Source organism: Sphaerotilus sp. (genome assembly GCF_041083715.1).
GTDB lineage: Bacteria > Pseudomonadota > Gammaproteobacteria > Burkholderiales > Burkholderiaceae_C > Sphaerotilus.
On record NZ_JBFPGY010000005.1, the window covers coordinates 1 to 14,696 of the forward strand.

General features: G+C 69.1%; 13 protein-coding genes and 1 pseudogene. 11 read left to right on the top strand and 3 right to left on the bottom strand.

Translation table 11 applies throughout. The features are described from left to right. Window positions 1–431 (top strand): annotated as a pseudogene (locus tag AB3X43_RS00120) (hydroxysqualene dehydroxylase HpnE); the annotation flags it as partial. A gap of 69 nt (window positions 432–500) precedes the next feature. Here the strand turns inward: AB3X43_RS00120 and AB3X43_RS00125 are convergent. Continuing rightward, window positions 501–1,085, bottom strand: a complete 585-nt coding sequence (locus AB3X43_RS00125) for a superoxide dismutase (protein WP_369427870.1) — start codon at window positions 1,083–1,085, stop codon at window positions 501–503. 58 nt (window positions 1,086–1,143) lie between these two features. Beyond that, window positions 1,144–2,376 carry an exodeoxyribonuclease VII large subunit gene (xseA, locus tag AB3X43_RS00130; RefSeq protein ID WP_369427871.1) on the bottom strand — a complete coding sequence of 411 codons (1,233 nt, stop codon included), beginning with the start codon at window positions 2,374–2,376 and terminating at the stop codon, window positions 1,144–1,146. 266 nt (window positions 2,377–2,642) lie between these two features. On the opposite strand from xseA, the gene AB3X43_RS00135 reads away from it, so the two are divergent. The 8 genes from AB3X43_RS00135 (at window position 2,643) to AB3X43_RS00170 (ending at window position 9,351) form a co-directional block, all read left to right on the top strand. Next, window positions 2,643–3,266 (top strand): MotA/TolQ/ExbB proton channel family protein, encoded by a 624-nt coding sequence (locus AB3X43_RS00135; protein ID WP_369427872.1) that lies wholly within the window; start codon window positions 2,643–2,645, stop codon window positions 3,264–3,266. A gap of 22 nt (window positions 3,267–3,288) precedes the next feature. Beyond that, window positions 3,289–3,720, top strand: a complete 432-nt coding sequence (locus tag AB3X43_RS00140; RefSeq protein WP_369427873.1) for an ExbD/TolR family protein — start codon at window positions 3,289–3,291, stop codon at window positions 3,718–3,720. A 4-nt stretch (window positions 3,721–3,724) separates the two neighbouring features. Then, the gene (lpxK, locus tag AB3X43_RS00145) at window positions 3,725–4,759 is read left to right on the top strand and encodes a tetraacyldisaccharide 4'-kinase (RefSeq protein WP_369427874.1); all 1,035 of its coding nucleotides are present in this window, start codon (window positions 3,725–3,727) and stop codon (window positions 4,757–4,759) included. A gap of 11 nt (window positions 4,760–4,770) precedes the next feature. Beyond that, a complete protein-coding gene (locus AB3X43_RS00150) occupies window positions 4,771–4,989 on the top strand; it encodes a Trm112 family protein (protein WP_369427875.1) in 219 nt (72 codons plus the stop codon). A gap of 2 nt (window positions 4,990–4,991) precedes the next feature. After that, entirely contained in the window at window positions 4,992–5,747 is a 756-nt protein-coding gene (kdsB, locus tag AB3X43_RS00155) for a 3-deoxy-manno-octulosonate cytidylyltransferase (protein ID WP_369427876.1), read from the top strand. A 222-nt stretch (window positions 5,748–5,969) separates the two neighbouring features. Next, window positions 5,970–6,623: an adenylate kinase gene (gene adk, locus AB3X43_RS00160; protein WP_369427877.1), complete on the top strand. Its 654-nt coding sequence runs from the start codon at window positions 5,970–5,972 to the stop codon at window positions 6,621–6,623. A 127-nt stretch (window positions 6,624–6,750) separates the two neighbouring features. Continuing rightward, complete coding sequence (locus AB3X43_RS00165; RefSeq protein ID WP_369427878.1) at window positions 6,751–7,509, top strand: 3-hydroxyacyl-CoA dehydrogenase; 759 nt, start codon at window positions 6,751–6,753, stop codon at window positions 7,507–7,509. Window positions 7,510–7,536: 27 nt separating this feature from the next. Then, complete coding sequence (locus AB3X43_RS00170; RefSeq protein WP_369427879.1) at window positions 7,537–9,351, top strand: gamma-glutamyltransferase family protein; 1,815 nt, start codon at window positions 7,537–7,539, stop codon at window positions 9,349–9,351. Here the strand turns inward: AB3X43_RS00170 and AB3X43_RS00175 are convergent, their stop codons facing one another. Beyond that, window positions 9,352–10,599, bottom strand: coding sequence for an SLC13 family permease (locus AB3X43_RS00175; RefSeq protein ID WP_369427880.1), 1,248 nt, complete (start codon window positions 10,597–10,599; stop codon window positions 9,352–9,354). A gap of 48 nt (window positions 10,600–10,647) precedes the next feature. On the opposite strand from AB3X43_RS00175, the gene dnaG reads away from it, so the two are divergent. Both dnaG and AB3X43_RS00185 read left to right on the top strand, forming a co-directional pair. Continuing rightward, entirely contained in the window at window positions 10,648–12,747 is a 2,100-nt protein-coding gene (gene dnaG, locus AB3X43_RS00180) for a DNA primase (RefSeq protein ID WP_369427881.1), read from the top strand. Window positions 12,748–12,981: 234 nt separating this feature from the next. Next, window positions 12,982–14,696, top strand: a 1,715-nt coding sequence (locus tag AB3X43_RS00185) for an RNA polymerase sigma factor region1.1 domain-containing protein (protein WP_369427882.1), incomplete at its 3' end; no start/stop codon positions are given.

The following is a 14,696-nucleotide window of genomic DNA, read 5'->3' on the forward strand; positions in this document are numbered from 1 at the left end:
GCTACGAACCGATCGTCACCGGCTACGTGCAGGCACCGGACGCTCGACTGGCCGCACCGATGGTGGCACTCACCGAGGGTCCGCAGGCCCCCGCGCAGTTCGCGTTCGACCATGGCGCACTCGGCATGGCGCCGGGGCTGTTCGCGTTGGTCGTCAGCGGCGCGGCGCCGTGGGTCGCCCGCGGCATGGACACGACCGGCGTGGCGCTGCTGGCACAAGCACGGTCGGTGCTGCGTGGCCGGGGCGCCGAAAGGGCCACGCTGCTGAAGCTGGTGGCGGAAAAACGGGCCACCTTCCAGTGCGTGCCGGCGCTGGCCAGGCCGACCGCGCAGATCGCGCCGCGGCTGAGCGCCGCAGGGGACCACGTGGACGGTCCGTATCCGGCGACGCTGGAAGGTGCGGTGCGCAGCGGTCTGGCCGTCTGGCGCTGAGCCCCAACCCGGCGCCAGACAGCACAAAGCCGACCCGCAGGCCGGCTTTCATCTCACGGACGCAGCACGTCAGGCGAAGTTGGCTTGCGCGAACGCCCAGTTGACGAGGCTGTTCAGGAAGGTCTCGACGAACTTCGGGCGCATGTTGCGGTAGTCGATGTAGTAGGCGTGTTCCCACACGTCGACGCACAGCAGGGCCTTGTCGCCGGTCGTCAGCGGCGTGCCGGCAGCACCCATGTTGACGATGTCGACCGAGCCGTCGGCCTTCTTCACCAGCCAGGTCCAGCCGGAGCCGAAGTTGCCCACGGCAGACGCCTGGAAGGCCTTCTTGAACTCGTCCAGCGAACCCCACTTGGCGTTGATGGCGTCAGCCAGCGCGCCGGTCGGAGCGCCGCCGCCGTTCGGGCTCAGGCAGTTCCAGAAGAAGGTGTGGTTCCACACCTGCGCGGCGTTGTTGTAGACGCCGCCGGCCGGCGCCTTCTTGACGATGGCTTCCAGATCGAGGTCGGCGTAGTCCGTGCCCTTGATCAGGTTGTTGAGGTTGGTGACGTAGGCCTGGTGGTGCTTGGCGTAGTGGTATTCGAAGGTTTCCTTCGACATGTGCGGCGCCAGGGCGTCCATCGCGAACGGGAGTGCGGGCAGGGTGTGTTCCATGGGGTTCCTCTTGGGGTGAACGGGGTGAAAACCGACTTTGCGATTGTAGGCAAGGCGCTCAATCCGCGCTCTGGCGGGGCGGGTCCGGCTCGACGGCGGTCACCGTGGTCCGCACCCGGCCGTCGTGCAGCACCGCCATCAGCGCCGCGCCGGGCTGCACCTGCCCGACGCTGACCAGCGTGCGGCCCTCGGCGTCGGTGACCCAGGCGTAGCCGCGCTGCAGCACGCGCGCCGGATCGAGTGCCTGCAGCCGCGCCGCCAGCACATCGAGCCGCTGGCCGCGCCGCTGCAGCGACTGCGGCAGCGCCGCCGCGTGGCGCTGGGCCAGCAGGGCCAGGCGCTGCTGGTGCTGGCGCAGCACGTCGGTCGGCCGCGACAGGCGCAGGCTGGCGCGGTCCAGGCGCTGCGCCTCGCGGTCGAGGCGGCGCTGCAGCGCCTGCTGCAGCTGGCGCTGCCGCTGCGCCAGCGTCTCCAGACAGGCCGCCCGCGCGGGTGCCACCAGCTCAGCCGCCGCGGTGGGAGTCGGCGCACGCAGGTCGGCGGCGAAATCGGCCAGCGTGAAATCGGTTTCATGGCCCACGCCACAGACCACCGGCACCGGCGACGCGGCAATCGCCCGCGCGACGGCCTCGTCGTTGAACGCCCACAGGTCTTCGAGCGAGCCGCCGCCACGGCAGACGATCAGCACGTCCACCTCGTTGCGTCGACCCGCCTCGGCGATGGCCCGCACCAGCAGCGGCGGCGCCTCGGCGCCCTGCACCGGCGCCGGGTAGACGACGACCTCGACGTGCGGCGCACGGCGGCGCAGCGCGGTCACCACATCGTGCAGCGCGGCAGCCGCCAGCGAGGTGACGACGCCGATGCGGCGCGGGAAGCCGGGCAGCGGGCGCTTGCGTTCGGCATCGAACAGGCCTTCGGCTTCGAGGCGGGCCTTCAGGCGCAGGAACTGCTCCATCAGCGCGCCCTCGCCGGCCGGGCGCATCGCCTCGACGATCATCTGCAGTTCGCCCCGCGGCTCGTACACCGCCAGCTTGCCGCGCAGCTCGACCGCCTGGCCATCACGCGGCGAGAAATCGAGGTAGCCGGCCGCGCGGCGGAACATCGCGCAGCGCAGGCCCGCGCTGCCGTCCGGTGCGCGCAGGTTGAAGTAGCAGTGGCCGCTGGACGCACGGGTGAACCCCGCCAGCTCACCGCGCACGGCGATGGCGCCGAAGCGCGTCTGCAGCGTGTCTCCAATGGCCTGCACCAACAGGGCCACATCCCAGACCCGGGCGCCGTTCGGAGTGTTCATCAGGAATTCACATCTTCATGGTTGATTAAAAAACAGGCAATCCAACAAAAGCACTGCATTGACAAGCACTTGGAAACGCGTTCCTCAGCTTGTCCCCAACGTTATCCACAGGAGCGGGGGAGAAGCCTTGTGCAGACACCAGGTGCGCAACCGCGTCCGACCGCCCGCCTTGAGGCCATAATCGCCAGCGATGCGCCGCGCCGCGCAAGGCTGCGGATGTCCACCTCACTCAGGACGCTTCGGGCGTCGATCTCGGGGAACGACCTTTGTTTTCGATCATACAAGCCGCTGGCTGGCCGATCTGGCCGCTGATCCTGTGCTCCATCGCCGCTCTGGCCATCATCATCGAGCGCTTCATGAGCCTGCGCGCCGCCAAGGTGGCGCCCCCCACGCTGCTCGATGAAGTGCTCGCTGTCACGCGCAGCAGCCTGCCGTCGGCGGACGTGGTCGACAAGCTGCACGGCAATTCGGTGCTCGGCACGGTGCTGGCTGGCGGCATCCGTGCCGCGGTGGCCGATCCGCGCTGCGACGAGACCCAGCTGCGCAACGCCTTCGAGACCTCCGGCCGCATCGCCACGCACCGGCTGGAGCGCTACCTCAACACGCTGGGCACCATTGCCTCGGCCGCACCGCTGCTGGGCCTGCTCGGCACGGTGGTCGGCATGATCGAGATCTTCGGCGCGCAGTCCCCGACCTCGGGCAGCAACCCGGAGCAGCTCGCGCACGGCATCTCGGTGGCGCTCTACAACACCGCCTTCGGCTTGATCGTGGCGATCCCGTCGCTGATGTTCTACCGCTACTTCCGTGGCCAGGTGGACGAGTTCGTGCTGACGCTGGAGCAGGCGGCCGAGCGGCTGCTGCCCCAGTTGCTGCGCGGCCCGCGCCGCTGATCCGGAGCGCTGCACGATGGCCATGAACTTCCGTCACCGCCGCCCCGAGGAGCCGGAGATCAACCTGATCCCGTTCATCGACGTGCTGCTGGTGGTGCTGATCTTCCTGATGCTCACCACCACCTACGCCAAGTACACGCAGCTGAAGATCACGCTGCCGGTGGCCGAATCGAACCGCATCGAGAGCCAGCCGCGCGAGATCGTGGTGGGCGTGTCCTCGGATGGCGTCTACACCATCAACAAGCAGCCGGTCGAGGGCGTGGGCATCGAAGTCCTGACCAATGCACTGAGCGCAGCGGCGCAGGGCGACGTGAACCGCACCGTGATCATCTCGGCCGACGCGATGGCCGCGCACCAGAGCGTGATCAACGTGATGGACGCCGCGCGCCGCGCCGGGCTGGTCCAGCTCACCTTCGCCACCCAGAGCGCCCGCAGCGGCGGCAAGGGCCAGTGAGCCGGTGACGCCCGCGGCGCGGCTGGAGGCGGTCTGGCGCGACGGCGGACCGGCGCAGTGGGCGCTGCGTCCGCTGGGCGGTCTGCACCAGGCGCTGGTCGGGCTGAGGCGCGTGCTCTACCGGCGAGGCTGGAAAGCCACCGTTCGGCTGCCTTGCCCGGTCATCGTCGTCGGCAACCGGGTCGCCGGCGGTGCTGGCAAGACGCCCACCACGCTGGCCTTGGTCAACGCCTTGCAGCAGGCCGGCTGGCGCCCGGGCATCGTGTCGCGCGGACACGGTGGCCAGGGCACGGCCCCGCGCCCCGTCCGCGCCGACAGCGTGGCAACCACGGTCGGTGACGAACCCCTGCTGATGCAGCGCCGCGCCGCCGTGCCGGTCTGGGTCGGCGGCGACCGCGCCGCCGCCGCGCATGCGCTGCGGGCCGCACACCCCGACGTGGACGTGCTGGTCTGCGACGATGGGCTGCAGCACCTGCGGCTGGGGCGCGACATCGAGATCGTCGTGTTCGACGAGCGCGGCGCCGGCAACGGCTGGCTGCTGCCGGCAGGGCCGCTGCGCGAGCCGATCGACGCCCCGGCAGCAGCGCCCCACCAGTTCGTCCTGTACAACGCGGCGCAGCCCAGCACGGCCTTGCCGGGCGACTGCGCGACCCGGCAGCTGGCCGGTGCGGTCGATCTCGCCGGCTGGTGGGCCGGCGCGCCGGCCACCGCTGCGCAGCTCGCCGCACTGCGTGGCCGGCACCTGCTCGCCAGCGCAGGCATCGGACAGCCCCGGCGCTTCTTCGACGCGCTGCGAGCCGCTGGCTTGACGATCGACACCCTTGCCCTGGAAGACCACCACGACCACGCCCGCCTGCCCTGGCCGCAGGAGGCCCGCGAGGTGGTGGTGACCGAGAAGGACGCCATCAAGCTCGACCCGCGGCGTCTCGCCGCCGAGCGGCCGGGGCTGCGCGTGTGGGTGGTGCCGCTGGTGCTGGTGCTGCCGCCAGCGTTCATCGGCCGCGTGCTGGATGCGCTCGGCCCCGCGCCGGCAAGGTAGCATCACGTCCCATGGACACCCGACTGATGCAACTGCTCGTCTGCCCGCTCTGCAAGGGGCCGCTCAACCACGACCACGCCACGCACGAGCTGGTCTGCCCGGCCGACCGGCTGGCATTTCCGATCCGTGACGGCATGGCCGTGATGCTCGAAAGCGAAGCCCGCACGGTCGATCCGGACGCCCCGCCACCCTCGCCGTTCCCGCTGCCGGACGCCGCGCCGACGCCTTGACCATGGACGGCACCATCCTGATTCCAGCCCGGCTCGCCTCGACCCGCCTGCCTGGCAAGCCGCTGGCCGATCTGGGTGGCCTGCCGATGGTCGTGCGGGTGGCGCAGCGCTGCGCCACGGCGGGTGCACGGGACGTGGTTGTCGCCACCGACGCACCCGAAGTGGCCGCGGCCTGTGCCGCGCATGGCGTGCACGTGGTCCTGACCCGCGCCGACCACGCCACCGGCAGCGACCGGCTGGCCGAAGCCTGCGCGTTGCTCGGACTGGACGGCGACGACCTCGTCGTGAACGTGCAGGGCGACGAGCCGCTGATCGACGTGGCGCTGATCACCGCCTGCGCGCAGGGTCTGTTGCAGCAGCCGGACTGCGTCATGAGCACGGCCGCCCACGCCATCGACAGCGTCGAGGAGTTCATCAACCCGAACGTCGTCAAGGTGGTCTGCGACGCGGCCGGGCGGGCGCTGTACTTCTCGCGCGCGCCGCTGCCCTGGTGGCGCGATGGCAATGCTGGAGGCATCACCGCGCTGCCGATCCACCCTGCGCCCCTGCGCCACATCGGCATCTACGGCTACCGCGCGGGCTTTCTGCGCCGGTTCCCGACCCTCAGCGCCAGTCCGATCGAGCAGGTCGAGTCGCTGGAGCAGTTGCGGGTGCTGTGGCACGGCGAGCGCATCGCCGTGCATGTCAGCGACACCCGGCCCGGCCCGGGTGTGGACACGCCGGAAGACCTGGAACGGGTGCGCCGCCACTTCGAATAGCCCCGCAACGGCTCCGAATACCCCAGATTTCGCCGCAGCAACAGCCTGGGCAGACCCTGACGTTCAACCGGCGCGACGTGCCCCGTCGAGTCAGTTTCAACTCAGGGGAGGCATGGTATTCTCAAAACGACCCCCAGAATTCGCAGTACCTTTCACGCTGACGCTATAGCTTTAGGCATCACGCCATCAGCACCTGCTGACAGACAGAGACCGAGGAGATCCATGAGACTGATCCTGTTGGGCGCCCCCGGCGCCGGCAAAGGCACGCAAGCGGCCTTCATCTGCCAGAAATACGGCATTCCCCAGATCTCCACCGGCGACATGCTGCGTGCGGCCGTCAAGGCCGGCACGGAGATGGGTCTGGCCGCCAAGAAGGTGATGGACGCAGGCGGTCTCGTCGGTGACGACATCATCATCGGGCTGGTCAAGGAACGCATCACGCAACCCGACTGCGCTGGCGGTTTCCTGTTCGACGGCTTCCCGCGCACCATCCCGCAGGCGGACGCGATGAAGGCCGCGGGCGTCAAGCTCGACTACGTGCTGGAAATCGACGTGCCGGACGCGTCCATCATCCAGCGCATGAGCGGTCGCCGCGTGCACGTGGCCTCGGGCCGCACCTACCACGTCGTCTTCAACCCGCCCAAGGTCGAAGGCCAGGACGACGTGACCGGCGAGGACCTGATCCAGCGTGCCGATGACGCCGAGGACACCGTGCGCAAGCGCCTGGAGGTCTACCAGAGCCAGACCCGTCCGCTGGTCGATTACTACTCGCAATGGGCCGCCACCGGCGACGCCACCGCACCGCAGTACCGTGCCATCAGCGGCACGGGCACCGTGGACGAGATCACCGCACGCGCCTTCGCCGCGCTGGGCTGATTCCGGCGCGGTCACCACCGCACCATCGCCACACGCAGCCGCCTCCGGGCGGCTTTTTTGCATCCGCTAATTGACGTTTACGTCAACGTCAATCACCATCGCCGGGTTTTGAATCAGGAGACACACCATGGACATTGCAGGCAAGGTTTTCATCGTCACCGGCGGCGCTTCGGGGCTTGGAGAAGGCACGGCGCGCATGCTGGCGCGCGAAGGTGCGAAAGTGGTCATCGCCGACCTGCAGGCGGAGCGCGGCGCAGCCATCGCAGCCGAGCTGGGCGGTGCCTACGTCCAGTGCGACGTGTCGAACGAGGACGATGGCCGTGCCGTGGTGGCACAGGCGGTGTCGATGGGCAAGCTGGTGGGCCTGGTGAGCTGCGCCGGCATCGCCCCGGCCAGCCGCACCGTCGGCCGCGACGGCGCGCACGCACTCGGGCTGTTCAGCAAGGTCATCTCGGTCAATCTGATCGGCACCTTCAACATGGTCCGCCTGGCCGCCGAGGCGATGTGCAAGAACGAACCCGAGCCAACCGGCGAGCGCGGCGTGCTGATCAACACCGCCAGCGTCGCCGCCTACGACGGACAGATCGGCCAGGCGGCGTACGCGGCCAGCAAGGGCGGCGTGGTCGGCATGACGCTGCCGATCGCGCGCGACCTGTCGAAGAACGGCATCCGCTGCATGACCATCGCGCCGGGCATCTTCGGCACGCCCATGCTGTTCGGCATGCCGCAGGAGGTCCAGGACTCGCTGGCCGCGGGCGTGCCCTTCCCGAGCCGGCTCGGCACGCCCGCCGACTACGCCAAGCTCGTGCACCAGATCGTCACCAACGAGATGCTCAACGGTGAAGTGATCCGCCTGGACGGCGCGATCCGGCTCGCGCCGCGCTGATCCGGCGCCTGTGACACGATGGCGGGCATGATCGAACGCCCTGCCCGCCTTCTGCGCCGCCTGACATGGCACCTTTGCGCCGCCACCCTGCTGGTGGCCTGCAGCACGGTCGAAGCACCACGGCCGGCCCAACCCGCACAACCCGAAATGGCGTCGGGATGGCAGGCCAAACCCGGCTGGACCACCACCCGCTACGCCGTGGCCGCCGCGAACCCGCTGGCGACCGAGGCGGGTCGGCAGATCCTGGCGGCTGGTGGCAGCGCCATCGACGCGGCCATCGCGGTGCAGATGGTGCTGGCACTGGTGGAGCCGCAGTCGAGCGGCCTCGGTGGCGGCGCGCTCCTGATGCACTGGGACGGGCATGCCGTGCAAGCCTACGACGGACGCGAGACGGCACCGGCCGAGGCGGATGAACGGCTCTTCCTCGGCGCGGATGGCCAACCGCTCGCATTCCATGACGCCGTCGTGGGCGGACGCGCGGTCGGCACGCCAGGCACGGTGCGCATGCTGGAAATGGCCCATGCCCGGCATGGCCGGCTGCCATGGCCGGCGCTGTTCGAGCCGGCCATCCGGCTGGCGCAGGACGGTTTCCCGATCAGCCCACGCCTGCACACGCTGCTGAAGGCCGAGGTCCACCTGAAGAAAGACCCGACCGCCGCGGCCTACTTCTACCAGCCGGATGGCACGCCCTGGCCGGTCGGTCATGCGCTGAGGAACCCGGAACTGGCCGAGGTGCTGCGCCGCCTTGCGCGCGAAGGCTCCCGCGCACTGCACGAAGGCGAGATCGCCGAAGCCATCGTCGCCAAAGTGCAGCAGCACCGGGCCAACCCTGGCCGCCTGGGCCTGCGCGATCTGGCGGACTACCAGCCCAAGGAGCGTGTGCCGCTGTGCCATGCCCATCAGGCCGGAGCGCGCACATGGCATCTGTGCGGATTCCCGCCGCCGAGTTCGGGCGCGATCGCGATCGGCCAGATTCTGGGCATGCTCGGTCAGACCGCGGCAGCCCGTGAACCGCTGACCGCATCGGGCCTGCCCTCGGTCGAGTGGCTGCATGCCTATGCGGAAGCGTCCCGGCTGGCATTCGCGGACCGGGCGCAGTACCTGGGAGACCCTGACTTCGTCGCAGCGCCGGGCGGCGACTGGCGCAGCCTGCTCGATCCCGGCTACCTGCGCGAGCGCGCTCGGCTGATCGGCCCGCAGCGCATGCCCGTCGCACTGGCGGGCACCCCAGCCAGCGTGCCAACCAGTCTCGCTCCGATGCCCGACCAGATCGAACACGGCACCAGCCACATCAGCGTCGTCGATGCCGAGGGCCATGCCGTGTCGATGACCACGACGATCGAGGACGCCTTCGGGTCACGCCAGATGGTGCGGGGTTTCCTGCTGAACAACGAGCTGACCGATTTCAGCTTCCTGCCCGCCGATGCCAGCGGCCACCCCATCGCCAACCGGGTCGAGCCGGGCAAGCGCCCGCGCTCGTCGATGTCGCCCACGCTGGTGTTCGACGACCAGGGCCGGCTGGCGATGACCGGCGGCAGCCCGGGCGGTGCGCTGATCATCCACTTCACGGCCAAGACGCTGCACGGCGTGCTCCAGTGGGGCCTGACACCACAACGGGCCATCGACCTGCCCAACTTCGGCACGACCGGCGGGCCCGTGCTGCTGGAGCAGGGCTGGTTTCCAGCGGCGGTGGTCGATGCACTGGAGAAACGCGGACACGCGGTGCGCGAAGTGGAGATGACCAGTGGGCTGCAGGCGATCAGTCGGGAGCACGAGGCGGGGCGGGAGGTCTGGCGCGGTGGCGCCGATCCGCGGCGCGAAGGCGTTGTGCTGGGAGAGTGATCACCGTGCGGCCAGCCACCCCGCCGCGATCCCCAGCGTCACCACCGCCACCGGCACGCCTGTGCGTGCATGCCGCCGCCAGTCGATCACGATCCCGCAGCGCCGGGCGGCATCCACCACGATGAGGTTCGCGATCGAGCCCACGATCAGCAGGTTGCCTGCCAGCGTGCTGACCAGCGCCAGTGTCAGCCCGACGTGATCTCCCTTCGCCAGCGGCATCAGCACCATCACCGCCGGCACGTTCGACACCAGGTTGCTCAGCCCCAGCGTCGTGAAGAACAGCGTCGCAGGCTGCGCGAGGTCGATGCCCTGCACGGTGAGCCAGACGACGAGCTGCTGTGTCAGGCCAGTGAGCGCCAGCGCGTGGTTGACGACGAACAGCCCCATGAACAGGACCAGCAGTTCCCAGTCGATCAGGCCCATCACCGTTGAAGAGTGGAAGCGCTGGCTCAGCAGCAGCAGCCCTGCGCCGGCCAGCGCCGCCACCTCACGCGGCCAGTCGGTCAGCAGGAACACACCCACCAGCGCCAGCGCGACCAGCAGCCCCTTGGCGGTCTGCCAGCGGTCGAACGGCGAGGCATCGGGCGCGAGGGCAGCCAGCTGCGCGGGGTCCGGCTCGGCCACAGGTGGCGTGCGGTGCATCGCCCAGGCCAGCAGCAGCCACAGCGCCAACAACCCAGCCAGCACCGGGACGATCGCGTCCCGCATGTAGCCGGCAAACGGCATCCTGAGCACCTCGCCGATCAGCATGTTCTGCGGATTGCCGATCAGCGTCGCGGCCGAACCGATGTTGCTCGCGCAGGCCAGCCCGAGCAGGAAGGGCACCGGGTCCAGCCGCCGCCGCAGACACGCCTCGGCCAGCACCGGCGCCACGGCCAGGCAGACGATGTCGTTCGAGAACACGGCCGACAACCCCGCCGCGACCACGATCACCACGCCCATCAGCGCCGTCGGACCGACCGGCAAGGCTGCGATGCGCCGCGTCACCGCGCTGTAGAAGCCACCGAGCCGCATCTGCGCCGAGAGGACCATGAAGGAAAACAGCAGCAGGATGGTCGGCAGGTGGATGGACTGTGCAGCCTGTTCCGGCGTCATCACCCCGGCACCGACGATGGCGATGGCGCCGAGCAGCGCCACACCGGTGCGGTCCAGGTGGAGCCACGGCAGGCTGCCCAGGACCATCCCGAGGTAGACGATGGCGAACACCACCAGCACCAAGCCGTCTTGCACAGAGGAGAGTTCGTTCATCGGGCGATTCTAGGGACCGCCTGAAATCCGACGGTTAGACTTCCGCGCGTGATCCCCCAAGGCTTCATCCAGGACCTGCTCGCCCGCGCCGACATCGTCGATGTGGTCGGCCGCGCCGTGCAGCTCAAGAAAGCCGGCATCAACTACAAGGGGCTGTGCCCGTTCCACGGCGAGAAGTCGCCGAGCTTCATCGTCAGTCCCTCGCGCCAGACCTACCACTGCTTCGGCTGCGGCGTGCATGGGAACGCGGTCGGTTTCCTGATGGAGCACAGCGGGCTGGGCTTCATCGACGCGGTGAAGGACCTGGCGCAGGACGTGGGCATGACCGTGCCCGACGACGACAACAGCCCGGAGGAACGCACCCGCGCCGCCAAGGTCCGCGCACACCAGATCACGCTCGGCGATGTGCTGCTGAAGGCCAGTGACCACTACCGTGCCCAGCTCAAGGACAGCCAGCGCGCCGTCGCCTATCTCAAGGGCCGCGGCCTGACAGGTGCGATCGCGAAGCACTTTGCCCTCGGCTACGCACCGGGCGGCTGGCACGGGCTGTCGAGCGCCTTCGGACAATACGACGACCCGCTGCTGGTCGAGGCCGGCCTGGTGATCCTGCAAGGCGATGACGCCGCCGAACAGCGCCGCTACGACCGCTTCCGCGACCGGATCATGTTCCCGATCCGCAACCCCAAGGGCGAGGTGATCGGCTTCGGCGGCCGGGTGCTGGACCAGGGCGAGCCGAAGTACCTGAACTCGCCCGAGACGCCGGTGTTCAGCAAGGGCCGCGAGCTGTACGGCCTGTTCGAGGCGCGCGCCGCGATCCGCCAGCGTGGCTTCATCCTCGTCACCGAGGGCTACATGGACGTGGTGGCGCTGGCGCAGCTCGGTTTCGGCAACGCGGTCGCCACGCTCGGCACGGCCTGCACCGGCGAGCACATCGTCAAGCTGCTGCGGTTCTCCGAGCAGGTGGTGTTCAGCTTCGACGGCGACGCCGCCGGGCGGCGGGCGGCGGCGCGCGCGCTGGAGGCTGTGCTGCCGCACGCGAGCGACACGCGCAGCTTCCGCTTCCTGTTCCTGCCGCCCGAACACGATCCGGATTCCTTCATCCGCGAGCGCGGGCCGGAGGCGTTCGAAGCCTGCATCCACGAGGCGTTCACGCTGTCACGGCAGTTGCTGGCGGTGGCCGGCGACGGCTGTGACATGGCCACGCCCGAGGGCCGCGCGCGCATGCTGGCGCAAGCGCGCCCGCTGTACGAGCTGCTGCCGGACGGGCTGCTGAAAGCGCAGCTGCTGGTCGAGCTGGCCCGCGATGGCGGGCTGACCACCGACGTGCTGCTGCACCACTGGGCCGCTGCCGGCGCACGCCGAAGCGATCGCCGGCGCGCGGAGTCTGGACACACCGAACACCTGCATCCACCGGCGCAGACGTCCGCCGCGCGCCACCACCACCACGACGAACCGGACTGGGACAACGCCCCACCGCCCGACGAGGTGCCGCCGCCGGCCGATCCCAACGACCTCGGCTACGACCCGATGGACGACGGTACGCCCGAACATGCCAAAGACTGGCGCAGCAAGCGCAACAAGGACTTCGGCGGCCGCGCCAGCAAGGGCCGTGGTTTCGGCAACGATCCGCCGCCATGGGCGCGCAAAGGTGCCAGCGCCGCCATGGCCTCGCCGCGCCGGCCACCACCACGCACGGCTTCGCTGCTCGATCGGGCGGCCTGGCTGATGGTGCAGAACGCGCAGCTCTGGCTCGACCAGCCCGGCGAGGTGCACGAACTGCTTGTCCAGCAGAGCGCGCCACACGGTGCGTTCTTCGCTGCGCTGGAACGGCTGCTGCACGACCAGGGTGTGCTGGGCGCCACCGGCATCCTCGCCGTGCTCGACGAGCTGGCGCAGGATCCAGCCGAGGCAGGGCTCGGTGCGCTGCTGGAGCGCGTCCGGCGCCTGCACGAACTCGGCAGCGATGCGCCACTGGCAGACGACCTGCGCGTCGTCGTCGATCGGGTGCGGCTGCAGGCGGTCGAGGACGAGATTGCCCTGCTGCTGGAGTCGGGCGAACTCTCGGACGCGGCGACGCAGAGGCGCAATGCCCTCTTCGCGCTGCGGTCCCAGCTCAAGAGCCGGCCGGCCGGGAATGCTCCTGTATAATTGAAGGTTGGTTTCGATGCGGCAAGAGTGACAGCAGCGCCTGCCGGCCCCGGCCACCCGCGACACGGGTCATGAAAGGCCACCTCTCCGCCAGCGCTGCACCTTCAGGGATGTTCACGCCAGCTTGCCCGCCTGAGAAGCGCCTCGTCCGCGAGCGCCTGCAGTGCGCCGCCCGAGACTTGTGATTCAGGCTCAAAGCCCCACCGTATCCGAGCACCCCAGCCGAGGAATCGCATGCCCGCGAAAAAGAGCGCCCCTGACCTATCCCCCGAGACCAGCACCGCAGCAGCCACGGCTGTCCCGGTCGTGTCCAAGACCGTGCGCGTCGTGAAGGTTGTCAAGGCTGTCAAGGCCGACGCCGCCACGCCTGCTCCGGTGCCGGTCGCCGCAGCAGCCCCGGCCGAGGCCGCCGCAGTCCCCGTGGTGGTCAAACGCGGCCGCAAGGCCAAGGCTCCTGTTGCCGACGCCGACGTCAAGGCGGAAAAGCCTGAAAAGAAGGTCGAGAAAAAGGCCGAAAAGCCGACGCTGGACGCCGACGAGGACTTCACGGACATCGACGCCGAGATCGATGTCGAAGTCGAGGTGGAAGCCGAGGTCGAGGTGGTCGCCGAAGGGGAAGTCGAGGTGGAAGCCGACAAGCCCAAGGCGAAGCCGCTGCGCATGAAGGTCAGCCGGGCCAAGGAACGTGCGCTGATGCGCGAGTTCGGCCTCGACGAGACCACGCTCACCGAAGAGGAAGTCGCCAAGCGCCGCCAGGAGCTGAAGACGCTCATCAAGATGGGCAAGACGCGTGGCTACCTCACGCACCAGGAAATCAACGACCACCTGCCCGAGAAGCTGGTCGAGAACGAGATCCTGGAAGCCATCATCTCGATGCTCAACGACATGGGCATCGCGGTCTACGAGCAGGCGCCCGACGCGGCCACGCTGCTGATCGCGGGCGGCGGCACGACGACCTCGACCGAAGAAGAGGCCGAGGAAGCCGCCGAAGCCGCACTGTCCACGGTGGACTCCGAGTTCGGGCGCACCACCGACCCGGTGCGCATGTACATGCGCGAGATGGGCACGGTCGAGCTGCTGACCCGCGAAGGCGAGATCGAGATCGCCAAGCGGATCGAAGGCGGTCTGCAGGCCATGATGCTGGCGATCTCGGCTTCGCCCGCCACGATCGAGGAAATCCTCGGCATGGCGGACCGGATCCGCGCCGGCGAGTCGCAGATCTCGGAAGTGGTGGACGGTTTTGTGTCTTCCGAAGAAGCCGATGACTACGTCGCCGAAGAAGACTTCGACGAGTTCGACGAGGACGAGGAAGAAGGCGGCACCTCCAAGGCGCTGACCAAGAAGCTCGAGGAACTCAAGAACCAGGCCCTGTCGCGCTTCGACTCGATGCGCGCCGAGTTCACCAAGATGCGCGCGGCCTACACCAGCCACGGCTACAAGTCGGCGCCCTACAACGCGGCGCAGACCGCCATCAGCAACCAGCTGATGACGATCCGCTTCACGGTCAAGACGATCGAGAAGCTGTGCGACCTGCTGCGCTCGCAGGTGGACGACGTGCGCCGCTACGAGCGCGAGCTGCGCAAGATCGTCGTGGACCGCTGCGGCATGCCGCAGGAACAGTTCATCAAGGTGTTCCCGCCGAACATCCTGAACCTGGCCTGGGCCGAGGGCGAGATCGCCGCCGGCAAGGGCTACAGCGCCATCATGGGCCGCAACCTGCCCCCGATCCAGGAACTGCAGCAGAAGCTGATCGACCTGCAGACCAAGGCCGTCGTGCCCATCGACGACCTGAAGGCGATCAACAAGCGCATGAACGAGGGCGAGGCCAACTCGCGCGAAGCCAAGCGCGAGATGATCGAGGCCAACCTGCGCCTGGTGATCTCCATCGCCAAGAAGTACACCAACCGCGGCCTGCAGTTCCTCGACCTGATCCAGGAAGGCAACATCGG